We start from the raw sequence: 24233 nt of genomic DNA, 5'->3' as shown, positions 1-24233 counted from the left end.
TGGCCTATACCGCGCTCTATCTGCTGGCGTTTTGTCTGTGCCCGTTTATTCGCGTTGAGCAGCCCGGTTTTGCTACCAGCGAAGCGGCTGAACAGCTGAACGTCAGCACAGTAAAATCATAAAAAAACCCCGGAGACCGGGGTAAGTAAAATAGTCAATCCGGGCCTCGCGCCCGGATTTTTGCCTTACGCGATGGTGACTTTGCCGTCCAGATAGACATCCTGCACCGCGTTGATCAGCTTCACGCCTTCGCTCATCGATTTCTTAAAGGCTTTACGACCGAGGATCAGCCCCATGCCGCCGGCGCGTTTATTGATTACCGCCGTGCGCACCGCATCGGCAAGATCGGTTTCGCCGCCCGCCGCCCCGCCGGAGTTAATCAACCCGGCGCGGCCCATATAGCAGTTCGCCAGCTGATAGCGCACCAGATCGATCGGGTTATCGCTGGTCAGCTTGCTGTAGACGCGATCGTCGGTATAACCGAAGTTCACCGCCTTATAGCCGCCGTTATTCTCGGCCATTTTCTGCTTCACGATATCAGCGCCAATGGTGGCGGCCAGATGGTTGGCCTGGCCGGTCAGGTCAGCGGAAACGTGGTAATCGACGCCATCTTTTTTGAATGCCGGGTTGCGCAGATAGGCCCACAGCACGGTGACCAGGCCGAGCTCGTGCGCGCGTTCAAAGGCGGCGGATATCTCTTCAATCTGCCGACGCGACTGTTCGGAGCCGAAATAGATCGTCGCGCCAACCGCAACCGCGCCCATGTTGAACGCCTGTTCGACGCTGGCGTACAGGGTCTGGTCATACTCGGTCGGGTAGCTCAACGTTTCGTTATGGTTGAGCTTAACGAGGAATGGAATGCGGTGCGCGTAGCGGCGCGATACCGAGGCCAGTACGCCATAGGTAGAAGCCACGCAGTTACAGCCGGCTTCGATGGCGAGTTCCACGATATTCTTCGGATCGAAGTAGAGCGGGTTGGCGGCGAACGACGCGCCCGCCGAGTGCTCTACGCCCTGGTCGACCGGCAGAATGGACAGGTACCCCGTTCCCGCCAGACGCCCGGTGTTGTAGAGGGTCTGCATATTACGCAGCACCGCAGGCGGGCGGTTGTTATCCACCATCACCCGGTCGACGTAATCCGCTCCCGGTAAATAGAGTTGATCGGCTGGAATAGTCATACAACGGTGCTGTAAAAGGCTGTCGGCATCTTTGCCAAGCAACTGCGTAATATCAGTCATAGCTATCTCCCGTAAGTGCTGGCCGCAGCCAGCATGTTTTATCCCAACCCAAAAATTTTGGGCAGGTTAAGCCTGGTACCGAGTTAGCATATTTTCCAGCCGGGAGCGCGTTTTTTCAGTAGATTCTGCTGTCTCGTTTCACTGCCATTTACCACCAGGCGTGGAAATGATGTACCGGGCCGATACCGTGCCCCACTTCCAGCGAATCGGCCTGCGCCAGCGCCGCCGACAGCCAGCCTTTCGCTTCGGCGACCGTTTGTCCCCAATCGGCATAGCGCGGACGCAGCGCCGCCAGCGCGGCAGATAACGTACAGCCGGTACCGTGGGTATTTTTGGTCTGCACGCGCGGCGCGGTAAAGCGCTGTTCGCCTTCGCGGGTAAACAGCCAGTCCGGGCTTTCGGCGTCGTCCAGATGTCCGCCCTTCATTAATACCGCCCCGCAGCCTAGCGCCAACAGCGCCCTGCCCTGTTCCAGCATCTCGCGCTCGCTTTGCGCATGCGGCGCATCGAGCAGCGCCGCGGCCTCCGGCAAATTCGGGGTGATCAGTGAAACGTGCGGCAGCAGGCGCTGGCGCAGCGTCGCAATGGCGGAAGGGGATAACAGCGGATCGCCGCTTTTCGCCAGCATTACGGTATCCAGCACCACGTTGGCAATTTGATAGCGGGCAAGACGTTCCGCCACCGCTTCAACGATATCGGTTTCCGCCAGCATGCCGATTTTCGTAGTATCGATTCGCACGTCGCTAAACACCGAATCCAGCTGCGCCGCCACGAAGTCCGGCTCAATGCGGTATACCGACTGCACGCCGCGGGTATTCTGCGCCACCAGCGCGGTGATCACCGAGCAGCCGTAAGCGCCGAGTGCGGAGAATGTTTTGAGGTCGGCCTGGATCCCGGCGCCGCCGCTGGGATCGGTGCCGGCGATGGTTAAGGCGTTAATCCGCTTCATGCCGGCACCTCCGAGTATAACGCGTCGAGGAATGCCGGGATAAAACTGCCGGGGCCGCCGTGTCGCGCCGCTTCACCTCCCGCCATTTTCATCAGGCCGCAGGCGGCTGCCACGTTTTGCAGCCGATCGCCGGGCATCGCGGCGCTTGCCGCCACCACCGCGGATAACGCGCAGCCGGTCCCGACCACCCGCGTCATCAGGACATCACCGCCGCTCACGGCAAGCGTGCGCTCACCATCGCTGATGTAATCCACCTCGCCCGTCACCGCGACCACGGTATTGAGCTTGCGCGCCAGCGCCTGGGCTGCGGGTAACGCCGCAGCTACGCTATCGGTCGTGTCCACGCCGCGCCCGCCGCCGCTGCTCCCCGCCAGCGCCATGATTTCCGAGGCGTTGCCGCGAATCGCCGCAGGCCGCAGTTCCAGTAATTCGCGACAAAAATCAGTGCGTAGCGTCAGCGCGCCGATGGCAACCGGATCCAGCGTCCAGGGTTTTCCCGCCTGGCGGGCGCTCTGCGCCGCCGCTCGCATCGCGTTGGCGCGCTCAGTGGTTAAGGTCCCGACATTAATCAATAGCGCATCGGCAATGGCGGCAAACTGCGCGGCTTCCGTAGGATCAATCACCATCGCCGGCGAGGCGCCAATAGCCAGCAGGACGTTAGCGGTGAAAGTCTGGACCACATCGTTGGTCATACAGTGAACAAGCGGCGAAGAGGTGCGGAAAAGCTGTTGTAGGTGCGCGATATGCGCCGGATTTAGCGGTTGATGCATGGTTTGCTCCCGCCAGATGAGGAAGCAGCGCAGACCATGCGGTCTCTGACTTCCCTACGCTGGCATTATCCAGATCAGGTGGTACGGGTATTTCTCAGCCTTCACAAAGAAGGGCACCCCGAGTCATTTGGTACAAAATGGCGACTAACGTTCCGTTAATCTTTAATCAGGATAGTAATGCCAGCGATAAGTCTTGTAAACGGTAAAAGCGGTAGATCTACTGGCGATATGTCCCTTAATCGTACAACCATCTCCCGGCTTTGGCAGACTGGATAAACATATCAATGGTGAACTCTGGAACATCTACTGGTTCAGGCTTTTTAAATGGATTCCATGAAAAATTGACTTCGGGATAGTACGTTTCAAGATGGAAATTCGACATGTCGACGTTGAACTCTTTTGCATAGTCTTCAACCAACTCTTCAACGTCATCTTGATCTAACTGGACATCAAAATGAATACTCGAGTCTGCCGTGTATGTAGCGTATTTCTTGTTCCTGAGGATATAGGTCCCACTACGAATAGTGAACAACTTGATGACGCGTTTTTCGATATCTTCTACCATAGCTTATCGTTGCCCCGCGCGATGGTATTGTATTCAATGATCGTGTTGTAAATGATCTGCGATACATCAGCCACAATGATCACTTCACCAATGAGGGGAATAGTCCGTCCCACCCACGTTCCAATTTTCCTCACCATCCTCCTTTTTGCAGTCCATGGAGTATAACCGCCAATCCATGTAGGCATTTTTAACCCAAATGGGAACATTCTATTGCCAAATACTCGTCTGGCACCTTTCGATAGTCTGGATGTTCCAGGAATTGCCGTTCCGGGTTTAGCCCGTGTCGCCTGATCATTTATACCCGCATACAGTGCATATACAGAGGCAACATCTTTGATACCAAATTGATCAGCAGTATTGAAGACAAAGACCATGAAAAATAGTTCTGAGGCGGTAAGGTTTGAACGCCCCGCAAAAAAGTATGTTCCATTTATTTCCTCAACAGTATCCACTTCATAATCCCTTATGATCCTTGTAGAAAGCGCCATCATAATGGCTGATTTGCATACCGTCATTACGCGTCGTTGTATCATCCTTGTACGTTTGCCACAGAGACGCCACTTTTTCCTGCGCCATGTAAGCGATTACACAAAATTTTAGCTATCCGTGCGGCGGTTGATTTAGATCACAATTCACTTAATAACCATAAGACATAGTTACTACGCGTTACTAACTAAGCGAACACAGTAACCGCAGTAGTCGCCGCTGCCGTTAGTTTGCATAACATGTTAAAAATAATTTCGACACTAAGGTCGTTAATGATGAAAGTGAAACACGTTTCTATGCTGCTGCTGGCACTCAGCGCAGCCATCGCGATTGGTTGCAGTTCACCAGCGCAGCGTATGGCCGAGTGCGAAGCACAGGGGATCAGTAAAGATGCCTGTTATATTGCGGAACAAAACAAACAGGCTACGGTGAACGCCGCAGCGGAGAAACAGGCGCTGGAAAATGCACAGGCTTTATATCCCGTGCAGAAAGCGCAATCCAGCAAAAAAGTCAAGATCTTCAATGGTATGAAGCTTGTCACAAACTCAACCGGGCTGACAGTTGATGGCAAACCCGCGGCCTTAGACGAAAGCAATGCTGACGCGAAAACCTATTCGCAGGGTTTATACGTTTTTATTGTCTACCAATCCGGAAAAATTGCCGTCATGCAGGACGGTAAATTTTTAGGCTACGCCAAATAGCGTCTCTTCCTTGTTAATTTAAAAGCGGCCTAAGGGCTGCTTTTTCCCCCTTCCCCGCAGTAGCCGACACGTCAAACGCCGCGCTAAATAAGCGGCATTAATCCCATTGGATAAATCTCATTTTACCTACGAGAGAGTAGTTTTTTAATTAATGTATTTTTTTTGTAACCACAAACTTGCTCAATGTAAACAAATGGTTATAGTTCAAGAAAGCGTTACAAGTTGTAACACCACGTCAGATCGGAATTAACGAGTGAATCGCCATTAAGGTAAGAGGATTCCAATGAAATTGACCCCCATAGTGAAAGGATTAGCCATTGCCGGCTTGCTGTCATCGATCAGCTTGTCAGCATGGGCGGAAGTCGCCGCAAAAGAAGCGACCGCTGCCACCAAACAAGCCAACGACGCTCTCTATAACCAACTCCCCTTCTCTGATAACACCGATTTCACCAACGCCCATAAAGGGTTTATTGCCGCCCTGCCCACCGAGATCATTAAAGGAGAACAAGGTAACGTAGTATGGGATCCGCAACAGTACTCTTTCATCAAAGAAGGTGAAAAAGCCCCGGATTCCGTCAACCCGAGCCTGTGGCGGCAGTCGCAGCTGATTAACATCAGCGGCCTGTTTGAGGTGACCGACGGCGTCTACCAGATCCGCAATCTGGATCTTTCCAACATGACCATCATCGAAGGTAAAGAAGGCATTACCGTCGTGGATCCGCTGGTGTCGGCAGAAACCGCCAAAGTGGGCATGGATCTGTATTACAAAAACCGCGGTAAGAAACCGGTCGTCGCCGTTATCTACACCCACAGCCACGTTGACCACTACGGCGGCGTGCGCGGCGTGGTTGATGAAGCGGATGTGAAATCCGGCAAAGTAAAAATTTACGCACCGTCCGGCTTTATGGAAGCGGCGGTGGCTGAAAACATTATGGCCGGTAACGTCATGAGCCGCCGCGCCAGCTACATGTACGGCAACCTGCTGAAACCATCGGCCACCGGACAGGTCGGCGCCGGTCTGGGCACCACCACCTCGGCGGGTACCGTTACCCTGATTGCCCCAACTAATATCATTGAAAAAGACGGTCAGAAAGAAGTTATTGACGGTCTGACCTATGACTTTATGCTGGCGCCAGGTTCAGAAGCGCCATCGGAAATGCTGTGGTTCATCGAAGAGAAAAAACTGATTGAATCCGCGGAAGACGTAACACACACCCTGCACAACACCTATTCGCTGCGCGGCGCGAAAATCCGCGAACCGCTGCCGTGGTCGAAGTACATCAACGAAGCGATTGTACGCTGGGGCGACAAGGCTGAGATTATTATGGCTCAGCACCACTGGCCGACCTGGGGCAACGAAAACGTGGTCAACCTGCTGAAGAGCCAGCGTGACCTGTACCGTTACATTAACGACCAGACCCTGCGTATGGCTAACGAAGGGCTGACTCGCGATGAAATTGCCGCTAAATTCAAACTGCCGGATAGCCTTGCCAACACCTGGGCTAACCGCGGTTACTACGGCTCTGTTAGCCACGACGTGAAAGCCACCTACGTGCTGTATCTCGGCTGGTTCGACGGCAACCCGGCCACCCTCGACGAACTGCCGCCGGAAGAAGCGGCGAAGAAATTCGTCGATTACATGGGCGGCGCCGATGCCATCATGAAGAAAGCGAAAGAGGATTACGACCAGGGTAACTATCGTTGGGTAGCTCAGGTGGTCAGTAAAATCGTCTTCGCCGATCCGAAAAACCAGGATGCGCGTAATCTGGAAGCAGATGCCCTTGAACAGTTAGGCTATCAGGCGGAATCCGGCCCGTGGCGTAACTTCTACCTCACCGGCGCGCAGGAGTTGCGTAACGGCGTGGTGAAAGGACCAACCCCGAACACCGCCAGCCCGGATACCGTGCGCGCAATGACACCAGAAATGTTCTTCGACTATCTGGCGGTGCACATCAACGGCGAGAAAGCGGGTAACGCGAAATCGGTCTTTAATATCGATCTCGGCAGCGACGGCGGCAAGTATAAGCTGGAGCTGGAAAACGGCGTACTGAACCATACCGCTAATGCGGAAGCGAAAGATGCCGATACCACTATCGCCCTCAACCGCGCCACCCTGAATAAGATCATCCTCAAAGAGGAGACGCTGAAGCAGGCCGTTGATAACGGCGATGCGAAAATCACCGGTAACGCCGATAAGCTCAATGAAATGCTGGGCTATATGGACAAGTTCGAATTCTGGTTCGACATCGTTACGCCATAATGTCCTGCTCCCGCGGCGCCCGGTCGCGGGAGTTTTCCCTCTCTGCTAGTAGGCTTCCGGCAATGGTCGGTCGATAGAAACCAGTTTGCCGCGCTTCATCGTGATATAGCCCCCGGCTTTCAGATCCGCCAGCACCCGAAAAACATGCGTGCGCGACAGATTAGTGCGCTTAATAATAAACAGCGCCAGGCCTTCGTTTTCCCCCTGATGGGTACTCTGGCGATAAAGATAACGAAACAGCATCGGCCTGATGGTCTGATAGCTGGTCATCTGCCGGCGTTCGTTATGAAGATCGATAGTAAAAATCGACATATAGGTCAGAATGATCGCCAGCTCCTGCACGCGTTCAGGGCCGCCGTGTAAAAAGATTTGGTCAAAGACATCATAAGTGACTTTAACCAGCTTCACCGCCGCGCTGCTGATATATTCAAACTTCGCCAGCGGGCAGTACCTTTCCATAAGCCCTATCGGCATATACTCAATGGAATTACCAATATGAAGGCCATTATCCGGCATTAATATTGACAGCGAACCTTCAGTGCAAAAATAAATATATCCTGGCTGAATTGCTAATTTTTTATTAGCCGCAACCGTCAGGGCTTCCCCTTGCGCAATTATTTGCGGAAAAAAGGCATCAATGTTGAGTTGCTGATAATAGCTATGGATATCCTGAAAATTCACGCTATGCCCCTTGCTGCGCAGTCTGCTGTGGTATCGAGTATAGCAGCGAAGTGATAGCAGATTCGAGGGTGATTATTTCTTTGATAATGACCAGTCCCATATGGGACTATCAACGCAAAGTATTCGCTTTAAAATGGCCAGTAATTAGTCCGCATTTGAATTATCCGCTGATATTAAACATTGATAGCGGAACAAATAATCTAAGAGGCCATGCAATGAAATTAAATCAGATCGCTAAACATCTGGCTCTGGCCGGTGTTTTAACTTCGCTGTCGCTTTCCGCCTTCGCTGCCGCCCAGCAGCAGGACGCCACCCCGGCAACTCAGCAGGCAAATAACGCGCTGTACAACAAACTGCCGTTTGCCGATAAAACTGATTTCGATAACGCGCATAAAGGTTTTATCGCCGCGCTGCCGCAGACCATGATTAAAGGCGAGCAAGGCAACGTTATCTGGAACCCGGCAAAATATGACTTCGTCAAAGAAGGTGAAAAAGCCCCGGATACCGTTAACCCGAGCTTGTGGCGCCAGTCACAGCTGATTAATATCGGCGGCCTGTTTAAAGTCACCGACGGTGTTTATCAGATCCGTAATCTCGATCTCTCCAACATGACCATCATTGAAGGCGAGAAAGGGATCACCGTTATCGACCCGCTGCTGAGCGCCGAGCCGGCGAAAGAAGCGATGGATCTCTACTACGCCAACCGCGGTAAAAAGCCGGTTGTCGCCGTCCTGTTCACCCACAGCCATGTTGACCACTACGGCGGCATCCGCGGCGTGGTTGATGAAGCCGACGTGAAGGCTGGCAAAGTAAAAATCTACGCCCCGGCCGGATTCATGGAAGAAGCGGTTTCCGAGAACATTATGGCCGGTACCGCGATGAGTCGTCGCGCCAGCTATATGTACGGCAACCTGCTGAAGCCTGACGCCAAAGGCCAGGTCGGCGCTGGTCTTGGCACCACCACCTCTGCGGGTACCGTGACGCTGCTCCAGCCGACCAACTACATCACTAAAACCGGCCAGCAGGAAGTGATTGATGGCCTGACCTACGACTTCATGATGGCGCCAGGTTCCGAAGCACCGTCGGAAATGCTGTGGTATGTCAAAGAGAAGAAAATGATTGAAGCGGCAGAGGATGTTACCCATACCCTGCACAACACTTACTCGCTACGCGGCGCGAAGATCCGCGATCCGCTGGCCTGGTCAAAATATATTAACGCCGCTATCGACCGCTGGGGCAACGATGCTGAAGTCATTATCGCTCAGCACCACTGGCCAACCTGGGGTAATGACAACATTATCAAGCTGATGAAAGGTCAGCGCGACATGTATCGCTACATCAACGACCAGACCCTGCGTATGGCCAACGAAGGCCTGACCCGCGATGAAATCGCCGCTAACTTCAAGCTACCGGAATCGCTGGAAAAACAGTGGTCGAGCCGCGGTTATTACGGCTCCGTCAGCCACGATGTGAAAGCGACGTACGTTTACTACCTCGGCTGGTTCGATGGCAACCCGGCGACCCTCGACGAGCTGCCGCCGCAACAGGCTGCGAAGAAGTTCGTTGAATACATGGGCGGCGCCGATGCCATCATGCAGAAAGCCAAAGCCGACTATCAGCAGGGGAACTACCGCTGGGTGGCGCAGGTGACCAGTAAAATCGTCTTCGCCGACCCGCAGAATGCCGATGCGCGTAACCTCGAAGCGGATGCCCTGGAGCAGTTAGGCTACCAGGCGGAAGCCGGTACCTGGCGCAACTTCTACCTGACCGGCGCGCAGGAACTGCGTAACGGCGTACAGAAGCTCCCGACGCCTAACACCGCCAGCCCGGATACCGTTCGTGCAATGACTCCGGAGATGTTCTTCGACTACCTGGGCGTACATATCAACGGCCAGAAAGCCGGCGCGGCAAAAGCGGTCTTCAACATCGATCTTGGTAAAGATGGCGGTAAGTACAAGCTGGAACTGGAAAATGGCGTGCTTAACCACACCGCTAATGCGGTAGCAGACAACGCTGACGCCAGTATTACTCTGAACCGCGATACCCTGAACAAGATCATTTTGAAACAGGAAACGCTGAAGCAGGCTGAAGATAAGGGCGACGTCAAGATTAGCGGCAATGGCGCTAAGCTCGATGAAATGCTGAGCTACATGGACAAATTTGAATTCTGGTTCAACATTGTCACCCCGTAAGCGATAATCGCTGAATCTCCCTCGCGCCCTTTCTGGCCGCGGGGGATTTTTTTATCCATTCGCCTCGCATGTTCTGATTTGCGTTCCCCTCGCCGCAGGCCCAAAATGAGTTCAGGACTGTTTTATTGCGCGGAGGTATATATGACCGTTTATCACCATGCGCTGGTACTGATTAATAGCAGCCTTGATGGTGTTCCGTTGCTACAACACGCCGCCAGGATGGCGCAGGAAAACGGGATGCGGATTACCATCGCCCACATCAGCACCGACTACCGGGCGCTTAATTACGTGTCCGACAGCCTGCAGAATGATGAAGTATCGCAAGAGGTCATTCAGGCCAAAGCCCTACTCAACGAGCTGGCGACGACCGTCGCCCTGCCGGTACAGACGCTATCGCTGGTGACGACCCGCCGTTTTGCTGATGTCGAAGAGTGCGTACAACAACGCCATATCGATTTAATTATCGCCGGACACCATAACCGGCTACTGGGGGTGCTCTCCTCGCACTCGCTGGAGTACATCAACCATTTGACGGTGGACGTACTGATAAAACACCTGCCCTAGCGCAATGCGGACTGTAACAGAGAAAAACACTCTTCGATTAACGGTGCAAGCGCCTGCGGCCCACGCATCAGGGCCACCGTCCGCGTGAGCGCCGGCTGCTGCAGTTGCGCCACCTTTAACGCCGGATCGTGCAGATAGGTCGTATACAGCGCCGGGAGAATGGCCACCGCCAGCCGCGAACGTACCAGCCCATAAAGGGTTTCGATATAGTCTACCTGGTAACGCGTCGTTAAGGTCAAACGCTGGCTTTCCACCAGCGCCGCCACCAGCCGCTGAATATTCCCCTTTGAGAAAACGGCAATATCACGGCCTACCAACTGCTTCCACGGTAAATTTGGCTGCGCAGCGAGCGGATCGTCGCGGTGCAGTACCACCACGAACGGATCCTCGCGTAGCGGATAAACCAGTAGCTCAGCTGGTAGCGAACTGTCGATCGCGCCGATACCAAAATCAATCTCACCGCTTTGCAGCGCCCGCATTAACGCATCGTTGGTCTGGTCATGAAATTCGATGCGCAGACGCGGAAAGGCCTGCGCCAGGGTTTGCGGCAGCAGCGGAAACAGCAGTGAGCTCACCGACGGCACCAGCCCGATACGCACCGTGCCATCGCCGCCCGCTTCCACGATCTGTTGCATATCAAAAAAAGATGCCTGGGCCACGCTCAGTATCCGCTGGGCATGGGGTAAAATCGCCGCCCCCAGTTCCGTCAGAGTCACCGCCGAGGCGGTACGATTGACCAGCTTGCCGCCGATCACACTTTCAATCTGCCGTAGCGCACTGCTGAGCGCCGGTTGGCTAATCGCCAGCCGATTGGCGGTATCGGTAAAATGGCGCAACTGAGCCAGGGTCACAAAATACTGCAGTTGTTTCAGTGAGAGCGCGGGCAGACGTTGCCAGGGTTCGTTCATTGTCAGGTTCGCTACCAATGGTCATACAGAATAACCCGAGCTTATCGGGCGATAAATTTATTCATCTGGGCAAACGTTTGCTGTGCCCATAGAGTATCCGCATTATCCTTGTGGTGGAGTTGTTATGTCCAGCAATGCTGAAGTCCGTCGTCGCGCCGTGCAGGCCGCACGCGGCGAATCCCCGTTTGATCTGTTGCTCGTCGATGCGCAGATCGTCGATATGGCCACTGGCGAAATCCGCGACGCTGACGTCGGCATCGTTGGGGAAATGATTGCCAGCGTGCATCCGCGCGGCAGCCGCACCGACGCCCATGAAGTGCGCTCGCTGCAGGGCGGCTATCTGTCGCCTGGCTTGATGGACACCCACGTACACCTTGAAAGTTCGCATCTTCCGCCCGAGCGCTACGCCGAAATCGTCCTGACGCAGGGTACCACCGCGGTGTTCTGGGACCCACATGAACTGGCCAACGTGCTCGGCGTCGATGGCGTGCGCTACGCGGTTGATGCCAGCCGCCACCTGCCGCTACAGGTGATGGTGGCCGCGCCATCCAGCGTCCCCTCTACGCCAGGTCTCGAAATGTCCGGCGCTGATTTCGCCGGCGCTGAAATGGAAACTATGCTTGGCTGGCCGGAAGTACGCGGCGTAGCGGAAGTGATGGACATGCATGGCGTGCTGAACGGCAGCGAACGGATGCAGGAGATTGTCCAGGCCGGACTTAACAGCGGCAAACTGATTGAGGGCCATGCCCGTGGGCTCAGCGGCGCCGATTTACAGGCGTATCTCGCCGCCGGCGTCACCTCCGATCACGAACTGACTTCAGCGGCCGATGCGCTGGAAAAACTGCGCGCCGGGCTGACTATCGAAATTCGCGGCTCGCACCCCTATCTACTGCCCGATATCGTTGCGGCGTTAAAAACGCTGCCGCATCTCTCCTCGCAAATCACCGTCTGCACCGATGACGTACCGCCGGATATGCTGCTGGAGAAAGGCGGCATTATCGCCCTGCTCAACCTGCTGATTGCACACGGTTTGCCAACGGTCGATGTGCTGCGTTTCGCCACCCTCAATGCCGCTATTCGCCTGCAGCGCAACGATCTTGGGCTAATTGCCGCGGGGCGACGCGCGGATTTGGTGGTGTTTGATTCGCTGGAGAAACTCGAGGCTCAGGAGGTCTATGTCGGCGGCAAACTTATCGCTCGTAACGGCCGCCTGCTAACCCCCATTGCCGCCGCGCCCGGCGTGACGCCACCGCGTGATACCTTGCAGTTAGCCCCCCTCGATGCAGAAGATTTTGTTCTGCGAATTAAGGGCATTCGCCATGGCGTCGCCCGCCTGCGCCACATCAGCGGCGCGCGCTTCACGAAATGGGGTGAAGTAGAAGTACAGATCCGCGACGGCGAAGTACAACTGCCCGCGGGCTTTAGCCTGATTTGGGTGAAACACCGCCATGGCCGCCATCAGGCATCGCCGCAAATCGCCCTGCTCGAAGGCTGGGGCGAGCTGCGCGGCGCCATTGCCACCAGCTACTCGCATGACTCACATAACCTGGTGGTGCTCGGGCGCGCTGCGAATGATATGGCGCTGGCGGCAAATCAGTTGATCGCTTCCGGCGGCGGAATGGCGCTGGCGCAACAGGGCGAGATCCTGGCCCATGTGGCGATGCCGATTGCCGGCATGCTCTCCGATCTTCCCGCCGCCGAGCTGGCGCGGCAGTTCCGCGAGCTGCGAGATTTAAGCAGTAAAGTCGCCGACTGGGAGCCGCCATACCGGGTATTTAAAGCGATTGAAGGCACCTGCCTCGCCTGTAATGCCGGGCCGCATCTAACCGATTTGGGTCTCACCGACGGCGGCAGTCGCCAGATAGTTGACCCGTTGATAGCCTGCCGGGAGACTCCGGCGCCCACTCATCACAACAATAATCCTCAGGGAGCCTGAGCATGGCCGATAACACACTTCATACTTCTGCCCGTAGCCACTGGCTGGAGCGCCGCTTTGCGCTGCACTCACGGGGCGGTTCGCTACGCACCGAATGCCTGGCCGGGATCACCGGCTTTCTCGCCGCCGCCTATTTACTGGTGGTCATTCCAGGGCTGCTGGCGATTGGCGGAATGGATAAAGGCGCCGCCACCACCGGCACCATCCTGGTCTTTGTCGCTGGTTCGTTATTAATGGCGTTTTATGCCAACCTGCCGTTTATCGTCGGTCCGGGCATTGGCGGCTCGGTACTGGTGGGGGTGACGCTGGCGGGCAGCGAAGGTATCGGCTGGCAGATTGGCCTCGGGATTGCCTGCTGGTCGGGGATCCTCTTCTTCCTGTTGACCCAATTCGGCCTGCGCGAAGTGGTCACCCGCTCGGTACCGCAATCAATTAAGCTGGGGCTGACGGCCTCGATCGGGTTATTCGTCGCGGTTCTCGGCTTTCGCAATGCCGGGCTGGTGCTGGCGAATGCCAAAACCAACGCCCTGATGCTCGGTGATTTTCTTGCCCCCGGCGCGCTGGTGGCGCTGTGCGGCCTGTTTCTGGCAATAGCGCTACAGGCGCGTAAAGTGCCAGGCGCGATATTGTGGGCTATTCTTTTCGCCACCCTGGTGGGTATTCCATTCGGCGTGACAAAGCTACCGGACAGCTTTATTGATGTTCCTCACTCGCTGGCTCCGGTGTTCGGGCAAATCGATCTGTTGGGGGCATTAAATATCGCCTTCCTGCCGTTCCTGTTCGTCTTTTTCGCGTCCGAGTTTTTCTCGACCATGGGTACGACCCTGGCGGTCGGCGGCGAGGCGGGCTTACTGGATGAAGAAGGCAACATGCCGCAGATTAATCGCCCGTTTATGGTCGATTCGATTGCCGCCGCGCTGGGCCCGTGGGTCGGTATTCCGGCGGCTACGGCGCTGATTGAATCATCCGCGGCAGCGGAAGCCGGCGGCAAGACCGGCCTCACCGCGCTGGCGGCGGCGGTGATGTTCCTGCTGATGTTGCTGTTTACGCCGGTGGCGCTCATGATCCCTAAAGAGGCCACCGCGCCGGCGTTAATTTTGATAGGCCTGAACATGTTTAGCGGCCTGCGCAAAGTCGATCTGGGGAACTTTACCGACGGACTGCCGGTGTTAATGATGGTGATGATTACGCTAATCGCCAACAGCTTCGGCACCGGTATTGCCGGCGGACTGCTGTTTTACATTGTCATCAAAGCGATCGCCGGCAAGTGGCGTGAAATTCCGATTGGCCTGTGGGTGCTGGCGATCCCGCTAATCTATTACTTCGCGACCTTAGTTAAGCACTAAGCGCTTCACAATGTGATTTCACCTCTTGATATAACAAACGCACCGCGGCAGAGAGCTGTTTGCGGTGCGGACAAATCATGTTCAGCGGCGTTAAATCGCCCTGAAAGTCCGGCAGCAACCGCACCAGACGCCCTTCCCGCAGGTCGTCGCTGACATCAAGAAACGATTTATAAGCGATCCCCTCCCCGGCTACCGCCAGCCGACGGATCACCTCCGCATCATCGCTCATAATCGCGCCGTTCATCTCCACGGTATGCACTTCATTACCTGAAATCAGCGGCCAGCGGTCAAAAGGGCGGCCGCGTAATACGTACAACAGCGCGCTGTGCCGGGATAACTCCTCCAGACTACTGATTTGACCGTGGCGGGCAACCCACTGCGGTGAAGCCACCAACACCCGACGGTTTTCCGGCGCGACGGGCAGCGAGATAAACGAAGCGTCTTCGTGGTAGCCGTAGCGAAAAGCGACATCCACCGGATCTTTAAACACGTCGGTCAGATGATCGGAAAAGTGCAGCCGCAGGCGCAACGCCGGGTGACGTTCGCGAAAAGCGCAAAACACCTTGAGCAGCAGGTTACGTCCAAGATCGGATGGCACGGCGATTTGCAGCGTGCCGCGGACTTCATCCCCCGGCGCCTGAATTTTCTGTAACCCGGCCTGTAGGGTATCAAGCATCTGGGTGGCGTAGGGCAGCCAGGTTTCGCCCTCCGGGGTCAGGCGCAGGCTACGGGTCGAACGAGCAAAAAGGCGAATGTTGAGCGTCGTCTCCAGGCGTTTTATCGCCGCGCTGACCTGCGCTGGCTGCTGCCCCGCTTCTCGTGCCGCCTCGCTAAAACTGCCTAACGCCGCCGCGCGGACAAATAAGGTCAGATCTTCCAGCCTGAACATGCCAAGTCTCCCCTGCTTCAGAATGCTCCCAAAATAGCGATTTACCGCCTAACAACGCAAGCGGGACAAGACTTCAGCCGTGTTTTGCTTACACTTTTTAAAAAACCAGTGCTTGCCATTTCAGCAGCGCTTCAGGAATGATACGAGGCTGCTATTTTGAGTCCAGGTAATATTGAGGAAAATATGCGTAAAACAAAAATGATGCTTCTGGGCGTACTTCTTGCCAGCGCCAGCGCAAGCTGGGCGGCGCCGGCCTCCGGGATTGAACAGTATGCGATGAAAGAATTCACCGCTGATTTTACCCAATTTCATATTGGCGATACCGTGCCGGCGATGTACCTCACTCCAGAGTACAACATCAAACAGTGGCAATTGCGTAACCTGCCCGCGCCGGATGCCGGCAGTCACTGGACCTATATGGGCGGCAACTACGTTCTGATCACCGACACCGAAGGCAAGATCCTGAAAGTGTATGACGGCGAGATCTTCTATCATCGCTAAGTCCTCGACGCAGGCGCAATTGCGCATTCGCCCCGGTCGCGCCAGCGACTACCCTCGCCTGCGTCAGCTGTTTCTTGACGCGCGTCTTGCCTCATGGACATGGCTTAACGGCGATCAATGGCGGCTGGAAGATTTTGATGCCGTGGTGCAAGACGAACAGCTATGGGTCGCCGAATGCGGCGATGTGCTGGCAGGATTCGCCTCGGTGTGGGTTATCGACAACTTCCTGCATAACCTGTTTGTGGATCCGCAGTGGCAGGGAAAAGGCGTCGGTAGCCTGCTGCTGGAACAGGTTCAGCGCTCATTCAAGCGCAGTGGTACGCTGAAGTGTCTGTCGCGAAATGAAAACGCCCTGCGCTTCTACCAGCATCACGGCTGGAAACTCGAAGCACAGGGCGCGTCTCCTGACGGAGATTATTGGCTGATGCGTTACACCCAGCCTTAAACGGCGCGGAAGGCGATCTCGCTCGGGATAACCTCGCCCTGCCAGTACATCTGCGCCGCCACGCGTCCCGCCAGCTGGCGATAGATATCGGTAAACTCGCTTTCCGGACGCGCAATAACCGTCGGCGTACCTTTATCCAGATCTTCACGCAGCGTGATATGCAATGGCAACTGGCCTAGCAACTGAGTGTGGTACTTCGCCGCCAGCTTCTCGGCGCCGCCAGTGCCAAAGATAGGTTCGTGGTGGCCACAGTTGCTGCAGATATGCATGCTCATGTTTTCCACGATGCCTACGACCGGCACTTCTACTTTCTCAAACATCACGATGCCTTTTTTGGCGTCGATCAGCGCGATGTCCTGCGGCGTCGTCACCACCACCGCGCCGGTTACCGGAATGTTCTGCGCCAGGGTCAGTTGGATGTCGCCCGTTCCCGGCGGCATATCCAGCACCAGGTAATCCAGATCCGGCCACAGCGTCTCCTGCAGCATCTGCATCAGCGCCTTGCTGGCCATCGGGCCGCGCCACACCATGGCGTTGTCATCGGTCACCAGATATCCGATGGAGTTCGTCGCCAGGCCATACTTCATAATCGGCGCCATATGAGTGCCGTCCGGCGATGTCGGGCGGCTGTCTTCCGCACCAAGCATGGTCGGAATCGACGGGCCATAGATGTCGGCATCAAGGATACCCACTTTGGCCCCTTCCGCCGCCAGCGCCAGCGCGAGGTTGACGGCGGTAGAGGATTTTCCCACCCCGCCTTTACCGGAACTGACGGCGATGATGTTTTTCACGCCATTAATACCCGGCTGGTTTTTCACCCGCTTCAGGGTGGCGATACTGTGAGAGAGCTTCCAGTCGATGGCTTTCGCGCCGGTGATACGCAGCAGCTCGGCGCTGCATTGCTCCTTCAACGCCTCAAACGCGCGGGTCCAGACGAACGGCATTTGGATCTCGATATGCACGGTATCGTCAAGCCAGGCGACATGGTGCAGCGCCTTTAGCGTGGTGAGGTTATGTTTCAGGGTTGGGTGCTGGAAATTAGCCAGAGTCCCGGCGACCATCGCGCGTAGACGTTCGGGGGATTTGGCCTGGGATTGCGAACTCATCCCGACTCCTTTGTTATTGTGAGTTGATTCTTGTCCGTTAAGTTTACCTGAAAGGGAATAATTCCCCCACAATAAGCTTTGGGCTTACCAAATTATTACCTTTCAGGTAACATCAAAAGCCCTTTTTACAACAGAAGATGTAATGCCCACTATGACTCAAGTCGCGAAAAAAATTCTGGTAACGTGCGCGCTGCCGTACGCCAACGGCTCTATCCACCTCGGCCACATGCTGGAGCACATCCAGGCTGATGTCTGGGTCCGTTACCAGCGAATGCGCGGCCACGAAGTCAACTTCATCTGCGCCGACGACGCCCACGGCACCCCGATTATGCTGAAAGCGCAGCAGCTTGGCATCACCCCGGAGCAGATGATTGGCGAGATGAGTCAGGAGCATCAGACCGATTTTGCCGGTTTCGATATCAGCTACGACAACTACCACTCGACGCACAGCGACGAGAACCGCGAGCTGTCGGAGCTTATCTATACCCGTCTGAAAGAAAACGGTTTTATTAAAAACCGCACCATCTCTCAGCTCTACGATCCGGAAAAGGGCATGTTCCTGCCGGACCGCTTCGTCAAAGGCACCTGTCCGAAGTGTAAATCTCCGGACCAGTACGGCGATAACTGCGAAGTCTGCGGCGCCACCTACAGCCCAACTGAGCTCATCGATCCGAAATCTGTAGTATCCGGCGCGACGCCGGTGATGCGTGAATCTGAGCACTTCTTCTTCGACCTGCCGTCCTTTAGCGAAATGCTGCAGGCGTGGACCCGCAGCGGCGCGCTGCAGGAGCAGGTGGCGAACAAAATGCAGGAGTGGTTCGAATCCGGCCTGCAACAGTGGGATATTTCCCGTGACGCGCCGTACTTTGGCTTTGAAATTCCCAACGCGCCGGGCAAATACTTCTACGTCTGGCTGGATGCGCCGATCGGTTACATGGGTTCCTTTAAGAATCTATGCGACAAACGCGGCGACACCACCAGCTTCGATGACTACTGGAAGAAAGATTCCAGTGCCGAGCTGTATCACTTCATCGGTAAAGATATCGTGTACTTCCACAGCCTGTTCTGGCCGGCCATGCTGGAAGGCAGCAATTTCCGTAAGCCGACCAACCTGTTCGTTCACGGCTATGTCACGGTAAACGGCGCCAAGATGTCCAAATCACGCGGTACCTTTATCAAGGCCAGCACCTGGCTGAACCATTTCGACGCCGACAGCCTGCGCTACTACTACACCGCTAAGCTCTCTTCGCGCATTGATGATATCGACCTGAACCTGGAAGACTTTATCCAGCGCGTTAACGCCGATATCGTTAACAAAGTGGTGAACCTGGCTTCGCGTAACGCCGGCTTTATCAATAAGCGCTTCGACGGTATGCTCTCCGCCGAACTGGCTGACCCGGCGCTGTATAAAACCTTCACCGATGCAGCTGCAGCTATCGGCGAAGCGTGGGAAAGCCGCGAGTTCGGTAAAGCCATCCGCGAAATTATGGCGCTGGCCGACGTCGCTAACCGCTATGTTGACGAGCAGGCGCCGTGGGTGGTGGCAAAACAGGAAGGCCGCGACGCCGACCTGCAGGCAATCTGCACCATGGGGCTGAACATGTTCCGCGTGCTGATGACCTGGCTGAAGCCGGTTCTGCCGGGGCTGAGCGCGCGCGCTGAAGCATTCCTCAACACCGAGCTGAGCTGGGACGCCATCCAGCAGCCGCTGCTGGCGCACAAGGTTAACGCCTTCAAAGCGCTGTACAACCGCATTGAGATGAAACAGGTCGAAGCGCTGGTGGAAGCCTCTAAAGAAGAAGTGAAAGCCGCCGCCGCGCCGGTGACTGGCCCGCTGGCCGATGATCCGATCCAGGAAACTATCGCCTTTGACGATTTCGCCAAGGTGGATATGCGTATCGCGCTGATTGAAAACGCCGAGTTCGTCGACGGTTCCGATAAGCTGCTGCGCCTGACTCTCGATCTCGGCGGCGAGAAGCGTAACGTCTTCTCCGGCATCCGCTCCGCCTACCCGGACCCGCAGGCGCTCATTGGCCGCCTGACAGTGATGGTCGCCAACCTGGCGCCGCGTAAAATGCGCTTCGGCATCTCCGAAGGGATGGTGATGGCCGCCGGCCCTGGCGGGAAAGATATCTTCCTGTTAAGCCCTGACAGCGGCGCACAGCCGGGTCAGCAGGTTAAATAACCTCCGTAAAAGCGCTGCTCCGGCAGCGCTTTTTTATTCCCTTCACGCCTTCTGTTGCGACAACGCGCAATAGCCATAATAATCATTACTGTCTGCTCCTCTCTGGACGCGCAATACCACTCAACATAGGGAATCGTGATGAAATTTAACCGCAAGATGGCTGGCGTGCTGGCCGTATCTGTTCTGCTGGCGGCCCTCGCCGGCTGCGATAATAAAAAAGAAGAGAGTAAAACCTTTGCGCTGAATACCAACGGCGTCGAACTCAGCTTTACCTACCACTATGACGGCGACAAAGTATTGCGTCAGGATGCCGACAACACCATTCCCTATAAATCGATCGGCGCCGAAAATAAAGAACAGGCGCGGGCCATTATTGAGCCGATTAGCAGCGTGTATCGTAATCTACAGGGCGTAGAACAGACCATCGACTATAAAGATTCCTATGCGCTTGAGCATCTGACCGTGGATTTTAGCAAAGCGAAAATCAGCGAGCTGTGCAAACTGCCGGGCTCGATGTTCACCGACTGCTCACAGCAGTTTGTTTCACTATCGGTGTCAACTAAATTGCTGGAATCGCAGGGTTTTAAAGAGGTGAAGAAGTAAAGAGGTGCAGGGCCCGGGCGCAGGCCCGGGTCAAGTCAGGCGCTTAGCCTTTGGCGTGCTCGCGTTCGGTAAGACCGCGCAGGAAATAGCGCAAAAACTGATCGCCGCATTCGCGGTAGTTTTTGTGGTCCGGCGCGCGCATCATGGCGGTGATTTCCGGCATCGACACGCGGAATTTTTGCTGAGTCAGGATCGCCAGAATATCGTCGGTCTTCAGCGAGAAAGCGATACGCAATTTTTTCAGTACGATATTGTTATTCACCCGGCGCTCGACCGCCAGCGGCGGCGCCGACTCATCTTTGCCGCGTTTGTCGTAAATCAGGCCATTGAGGAAATTCGACAGCACGATATCCGGGCAGCGCACAAACCCTTCTTCGTCTTCTTTTTTCAGCCAGGGTACCAGTTGTTCCGCACTCACCGGCGCATCCGCCAGCGCAAAGATGCGTACCAGACCGTTATTATTCGTTTTCAGGGTGTAGCGCAGGCTACGTAAAATATCGTTACTGATCATAATGCCTTCATGATGAAAAATGCTGGCGCTAAGTCTACCATGATTCCGCGTTTTTACAGCCCAATCGCCTCCTTCAGGCTTTTCAGATAGCGGCGGCTGACCGGCACCGTTTGCCCGGCGCGCATTAACAATTCCGCCTGCCCATTCTCCTCAAGGCGGATCTCCTTCAAATGCGCCATGTTAACGAGATATTGACGGTGGCAGCGCAACAGCGGCGTACGGCTTTCCAGCGTACGCAAAGTCAGTTCGGTAAACCCTTCTTTGCCTTCGCTATCGGTGACGTAAATCCCGCTCATCCGGCTACTCACAAAAGCCACATCTTCCATCTGCAGCAACCAGATGCGGCTGTGACCGGTGCAGGGAATGTACTTCAGCGCCTGCCGGGCATCATCCAACAGGGATACATCCTGCAGGCTGCGCTCCTGGCGCAGGCGGCTCAGGGTTTTCTCCAGCCGGGCGTTTTCGATCGGCTTGAGCAGATAATCAAAGGCGTGCTCTTCAAAGGCCTTCACCGCATATTCATCGAAGGCGGTTAAAAAGACGATATAAGGGCGATGCTCTGGATCGAGCATACCAACCATCTCCAACCCACTGATGCGCGGCATTTGAATGTCCAGAAACAACACGTCGGGACGCAGCTTATGTACCGCGCCAATCGCCTCGACGGCGTTGCCGCATTCGCCGACGATATCAATATCGCTTTGCGCCTCCAGCAGAATGCGCAGATTTTCCCGCGCCAGCGGCTCATCATCGACGATTAAAACTTTTAGCATGCATTCTCCTCCAGAGGCAGTCGCAGCGTAATGCGGGTAAAATGTTCCGCTTCGCAAGCGACGCTAATTCCGCAGTCGGCGCCGAAGCGCGTACGCAGTCTTCTGTCCACCAGGCTCATTCCGAGCCCGCTGGCATTAGGGTTATCCCGATACAGCCCGGCGTTATCTTCCACATCCAGCTGTAACCAACGCTCATGCTGACTGGCTCGAATAGTAATTTCGCCCACGCCAAGATGCTGAGAAGTGCCGTGCTTGATCGCGTTTTCGACTATCGGCTGTAACGTAAACGCCGGTAGCTGCAGATGTTCAAGCGATGCAGGAACCTGCATACGTATCTGTAAATTATCCTGGAATCGCGCCTTCTCAATTTGCAGATAGGCATTCACATGTTCAATTTCGTCCGCCAGGGTGACGATCTCCGTTGGTCGCTTCAGATTTTTGCGAAAGAAGGTTGATAGATACTGCACCAATTGTCCGGCCTGATCGCTATCGCGGCGAATCACTGCCTTCAGCGTGTTCAGGGCGTTGAACAAAAAGTGCGGGTTGACCTGAGCATGTAGCAGCTTAATTTCCGACTGGGTCAGCAACGCCTTCTGCCGTTCATACTGACCGGCAAGGATCTGCGCCGACAGTAGCTGGGCGATCCCCTCCCCCAGCGTACGGTTAATTGAGCTGAACAAGCGGTTTTTCGCTTCATATAGCTTAATGGTGCCAATAACCCGTTGATTCTCACCGCGCAGCGGAATGACCAGCGTCGAGCCCAGTTTGCATCCAGGGTGAATTGAACAGCGGTACGGCACCTCGTTGCCGTCGGCATAAACCACTTCGCCGGTATCAATCGCCCTTTGCGTATAGGATGATGAGATCGGCTTACCTGGTAGATGGTGGTCATCGCCGATGCCGGTAAACGCCAGCAGCCGCTCGCGGTCGGTAATGGCTACAGCGCCGATATCCAGTTCCTGAATCAGCACCTGAGCCACCTTCATACTATTCTCTTCGTTGAATCCCTGACGCAGGATCCCCTCGGTAGAGGCCGCCACTTTCAGCGCGGTGGCGGAAAAAGCCGAGGTATATTTTTCAAACATCGCCCGCTTATCCAGCAGAATACGCATAAACAGCGCGGCGCCGACGGTGTTAGTGACCATCATCGGCGCGGCGATACTCTGTACCAGGTGCAGCGCATCCTGAAAGGGTCGCGCAATGAGCAGGATTATCAGCATCTGTACCAGTTCAGCGAAAAAGGTAATAGCCCCGGCGGTAAGCGGGCTGAACACTTTATCCGGGCGACCGCGCCTAATTAAGATACTGTGCACCAGGCCACCGAGCAGACCTTCGACAATGGTCGACACCATACAGCTTAACGCCGTCATACCGCCCAGCGAATAGCGATGCAGGCCCCCGGTCAGCCCCACCAGGCCGCCGACCACCGGGCCGCCGAGCAGGCCGCCCATCACTGCGCCAATAGCGCGGGTATTTGCAATAGAATCTTCGATATGCAGACCGAAATAGGTCCCCATAATGCAAAAAATCGAGAAGGTGACATAGCACAGCAATTTATGCGGCAAACGCACGGTGACCTGCATCAGGGGAATGAACAGCCGCGTTTTACTCATCAGCCAGGCGATGACCAGAAACACGCACATCTGCTGGAGCAGCAGCAATACCAGATCGAACTCGTACATACCCGCAAACCACACAACCTTTGAAAGCGCGTAACATACACTGACCGCCGATAACTTTCTTTGAAGCGATACAAGAAAATGCTAAATCACGGCGACGATCACACTTCTCACCGTCTCGTCGCGGCCAAAAAGAACAAAAAATGAACAATTGATAAACCCCTTCTACAGTTAAATCAGGAGAACACGGCGGGAGGGGAAAATGGCGCTGTATACGATAGGCGAAGTGGCTCAGCTTTGTGATATCAATCCCGTGACGCTGCGAGCCTGGCAGCGACGTTATGAACTTATTAAACCGCAGCGCACCGATGGCGGTCATCGATTATTCAATGACAATGAAATTGAGCGTATTCGCGAAATTAAGCGCTGGATTGATGCCGGCGTACAGGTCAGCAAGGTAAAAAACCTGCTACCTGACCGCGAAGAGGATGCTGAAGACGGCTGGCGCGAACAGCAGGAGATATTGCTCGGTTTTCTACAAGAAGGTCATTACCAACGCTTGCGCCTATGGCTAAAAGAGCGCAGCCACAGCTATTCCGCGCAAACGCTGGTCCATTACCTGATTAATCCGCTCCGCCACCGCCTGTTAAGCCCGCAGCCAACGCTACTGGCGCTGCGCAGCCTGCTCGACGGCATCTTGATCAATCATATCGCCCAATGTCTCGCCCATGCCTGGAAACGCCCCGGCCATCACGCGGTGGTGGTTGGCTGGAATACCGATGACACCACCCGACTGTGGCTGGAGGGCTGGAAAGCCTGCGAGCAAGGTTGGCGGGTCGACGTTGTCGCACATTCCCTGAACCAGATCCGTCCGCAACTGTTTCCTGACAGCACCCTACTGGTGTGGTGCCCCACACCGCCGGGTAGTCCACAGGCAGCACAGCTTCGCGATTGGGAACAGCGGGAAAACCTGATCTGGCTAAATAGCAATTAATGTTTCGTTAA

At 55.3% G+C, this 24233-nt stretch carries 24 protein-coding genes and 1 riboswitch; of the genes, 12 read left to right on the top strand and 12 right to left on the bottom strand.

Annotation, left to right across the window (positions count from 1 at the left end):
- Positions 1-122 (top strand): hypothetical protein (locus ABLU78_RS18425; protein ID WP_240325678.1); only part of this gene is annotated, 122 nt, incomplete at its 5' end.
- A gap of 63 nt (positions 123-185) precedes the next feature.
- On the opposite strand, the gene fbaB is transcribed toward ABLU78_RS18425, so the two are convergent.
- From fbaB to ABLU78_RS18400, 5 genes are all read right to left on the bottom strand, one after another.
- Entirely contained in the window at positions 186-1238 is a 1053-nt protein-coding gene (gene fbaB, locus ABLU78_RS18420) for a class I fructose-bisphosphate aldolase (RefSeq protein WP_015365768.1), read from the bottom strand.
- A 148-nt stretch (positions 1239-1386) separates the two neighbouring features.
- Positions 1387-2187, bottom strand: a complete 801-nt coding sequence (gene thiD / locus ABLU78_RS18415; protein ID WP_015365767.1) for a bifunctional hydroxymethylpyrimidine kinase/phosphomethylpyrimidine kinase — start codon at positions 2185-2187, stop codon at positions 1387-1389.
- Complete coding sequence (gene thiM, locus ABLU78_RS18410; protein WP_045389802.1) at positions 2184-2957, bottom strand: hydroxyethylthiazole kinase; 774 nt, start codon at positions 2955-2957, stop codon at positions 2184-2186. The genes thiD and thiM overlap by 4 nt, the downstream gene beginning before the upstream one ends.
- Before the next feature lie 34 nt (positions 2958-2991).
- Positions 2992-3088: riboswitch (TPP riboswitch) on the bottom strand.
- A 104-nt stretch (positions 3089-3192) separates the two neighbouring features.
- Positions 3193-3522: a DUF1493 family protein gene (locus ABLU78_RS18405; RefSeq protein ID WP_032714951.1), complete on the bottom strand. Its 330-nt coding sequence runs from the start codon at positions 3520-3522 to the stop codon at positions 3193-3195.
- Positions 3516-3974, bottom strand: a complete 459-nt coding sequence (locus ABLU78_RS18400; protein WP_045389806.1) for an STM2901 family protein — start codon at positions 3972-3974, stop codon at positions 3516-3518. The genes ABLU78_RS18405 and ABLU78_RS18400 overlap by 7 nt, the downstream gene beginning before the upstream one ends.
- Positions 3975-4283: 309 nt before the next feature.
- On the opposite strand from ABLU78_RS18400, the gene ABLU78_RS18395 reads away from it, so the two are divergent.
- Together ABLU78_RS18395 and ABLU78_RS18390 are read left to right on the top strand one after the other, a co-directional pair.
- The gene (locus ABLU78_RS18395; protein WP_032706050.1) at positions 4284-4709 is read left to right on the top strand and encodes a lipoprotein precursor-like protein; all 426 of its coding nucleotides are present in this window, start codon (positions 4284-4286) and stop codon (positions 4707-4709) included.
- Positions 4710-4992: 283 nt separating this feature from the next.
- Entirely contained in the window at positions 4993-6969 is a 1977-nt protein-coding gene (locus ABLU78_RS18390) for an alkyl sulfatase dimerization domain-containing protein (protein ID WP_032712021.1), read from the top strand.
- 45 nt (positions 6970-7014) lie between these two features.
- Here the strand turns inward: ABLU78_RS18390 and ABLU78_RS18385 are convergent, their stop codons facing one another.
- The gene (locus ABLU78_RS18385) at positions 7015-7650 is read right to left on the bottom strand and encodes a helix-turn-helix domain-containing protein (protein ID WP_021464500.1); all 636 of its coding nucleotides are present in this window, start codon (positions 7648-7650) and stop codon (positions 7015-7017) included.
- Positions 7651-7865: 215 nt separating this feature from the next.
- Between ABLU78_RS18385 and ABLU78_RS18380 the strand changes: the two genes are divergently transcribed.
- Together ABLU78_RS18380 and ABLU78_RS18375 are read left to right on the top strand one after the other, a co-directional pair.
- Positions 7866-9842 (top strand): alkyl sulfatase dimerization domain-containing protein, encoded by a 1977-nt coding sequence (locus tag ABLU78_RS18380; RefSeq protein ID WP_015365759.1) that lies wholly within the window; start codon positions 7866-7868, stop codon positions 9840-9842.
- Positions 9843-9983: 141 nt separating this feature from the next.
- Positions 9984-10406: a universal stress protein gene (locus ABLU78_RS18375; protein WP_015365758.1), complete on the top strand. Its 423-nt coding sequence runs from the start codon at positions 9984-9986 to the stop codon at positions 10404-10406.
- Here the strand turns inward: ABLU78_RS18375 and ABLU78_RS18370 are convergent.
- Positions 10403-11314 carry a LysR family transcriptional regulator gene (locus ABLU78_RS18370; protein WP_015365757.1) on the bottom strand — a complete coding sequence of 304 codons (912 nt, stop codon included), beginning with the start codon at positions 11312-11314 and terminating at the stop codon, positions 10403-10405. The genes ABLU78_RS18375 and ABLU78_RS18370 overlap by 4 nt on opposite strands.
- Before the next feature lie 124 nt (positions 11315-11438).
- Between ABLU78_RS18370 and ABLU78_RS18365 the strand changes: the two genes are divergently transcribed.
- Entirely contained in the window at positions 11439-13250 is a 1812-nt protein-coding gene (locus ABLU78_RS18365) for an adenine deaminase C-terminal domain-containing protein (RefSeq protein ID WP_048229066.1), read from the top strand.
- A 2-nt stretch (positions 13251-13252) separates the two neighbouring features.
- Positions 13253-14596 carry an NCS2 family permease gene (locus ABLU78_RS18360; RefSeq protein WP_015365755.1) on the top strand — a complete coding sequence of 448 codons (1344 nt, stop codon included), beginning with the start codon at positions 13253-13255 and terminating at the stop codon, positions 14594-14596.
- On the opposite strand, the gene ABLU78_RS18355 is transcribed toward ABLU78_RS18360, so the two are convergent.
- Positions 14586-15485, bottom strand: coding sequence for a LysR family transcriptional regulator (locus ABLU78_RS18355; RefSeq protein ID WP_015365754.1), 900 nt, complete (start codon positions 15483-15485; stop codon positions 14586-14588). The genes ABLU78_RS18360 and ABLU78_RS18355 overlap by 11 nt on opposite strands.
- A gap of 183 nt (positions 15486-15668) precedes the next feature.
- Between ABLU78_RS18355 and ABLU78_RS18350 the strand changes: the two genes are divergently transcribed.
- Together ABLU78_RS18350 and ABLU78_RS18345 are read left to right on the top strand one after the other, a co-directional pair.
- Positions 15669-15986, top strand: a complete 318-nt coding sequence (locus ABLU78_RS18350) for an RcnB family protein (RefSeq protein WP_015365753.1) — start codon at positions 15669-15671, stop codon at positions 15984-15986.
- Positions 15979-16431: a GNAT family N-acetyltransferase gene (locus ABLU78_RS18345; protein ID WP_032715595.1), complete on the top strand. Its 453-nt coding sequence runs from the start codon at positions 15979-15981 to the stop codon at positions 16429-16431. Before ABLU78_RS18350 ends, ABLU78_RS18345 begins: the two co-directional genes overlap by 8 nt.
- On the opposite strand, the gene apbC is transcribed toward ABLU78_RS18345, so the two are convergent.
- Positions 16428-17537: an iron-sulfur cluster carrier protein ApbC gene (gene apbC / locus ABLU78_RS18340; RefSeq protein WP_015365751.1), complete on the bottom strand. Its 1110-nt coding sequence runs from the start codon at positions 17535-17537 to the stop codon at positions 16428-16430. The genes ABLU78_RS18345 and apbC overlap by 4 nt on opposite strands.
- 151 nt (positions 17538-17688) lie before the next feature.
- Here apbC and metG point away from each other — a divergent pair, with 151 nt between their 5' ends.
- Positions 17689-19722 (top strand): methionine--tRNA ligase, encoded by a 2034-nt coding sequence (gene metG, locus ABLU78_RS18335; RefSeq protein WP_045386237.1) that lies wholly within the window; start codon positions 17689-17691, stop codon positions 19720-19722.
- 138 nt (positions 19723-19860) lie between these two features.
- Positions 19861-20325, top strand: coding sequence for a YehR family lipoprotein (locus tag ABLU78_RS18330; protein ID WP_015365748.1), 465 nt, complete (start codon positions 19861-19863; stop codon positions 20323-20325).
- 43 nt (positions 20326-20368) lie between these two features.
- On the opposite strand, the gene ABLU78_RS18325 is transcribed toward ABLU78_RS18330, so the two are convergent.
- The 3 genes from ABLU78_RS18325 to ABLU78_RS18315 are packed head-to-tail and all read right to left on the bottom strand — an operon-like array spanning position 20369 to position 23291.
- Positions 20369-20836 carry a DUF1456 family protein gene (locus tag ABLU78_RS18325; RefSeq protein ID WP_015365747.1) on the bottom strand — a complete coding sequence of 156 codons (468 nt, stop codon included), beginning with the start codon at positions 20834-20836 and terminating at the stop codon, positions 20369-20371.
- Positions 20837-20889: 53 nt separating this feature from the next.
- A complete protein-coding gene (gene btsR, locus ABLU78_RS18320) occupies positions 20890-21609 on the bottom strand; it encodes a two-component system response regulator BtsR (RefSeq protein ID WP_015365746.1) in 720 nt (239 codons plus the stop codon).
- The gene (locus ABLU78_RS18315; protein WP_015365745.1) at positions 21603-23291 is read right to left on the bottom strand and encodes a sensor histidine kinase; all 1689 of its coding nucleotides are present in this window, start codon (positions 23289-23291) and stop codon (positions 21603-21605) included. Before ABLU78_RS18315 ends, btsR begins: the two co-directional genes overlap by 7 nt.
- Before the next feature lie 199 nt (positions 23292-23490).
- Between ABLU78_RS18315 and ABLU78_RS18310 the strand changes: the two genes are divergently transcribed.
- Positions 23491-24222: a MerR family transcriptional regulator gene (locus ABLU78_RS18310; RefSeq protein ID WP_015365744.1), complete on the top strand. Its 732-nt coding sequence runs from the start codon at positions 23491-23493 to the stop codon at positions 24220-24222.
- The last annotated feature ends 11 nt before the right edge of the window (positions 24223-24233 follow it).

The organism is Klebsiella sp. JN_Kp122 (genome assembly GCF_040062085.1).
Taxonomy (GTDB): domain Bacteria; phylum Pseudomonadota; class Gammaproteobacteria; order Enterobacterales; family Enterobacteriaceae; genus Klebsiella; species Klebsiella aerogenes.
The sequence above is the reverse complement of the archived record's forward strand: the minus strand, read 5'-3'. Positions and strand labels throughout refer to the sequence as shown.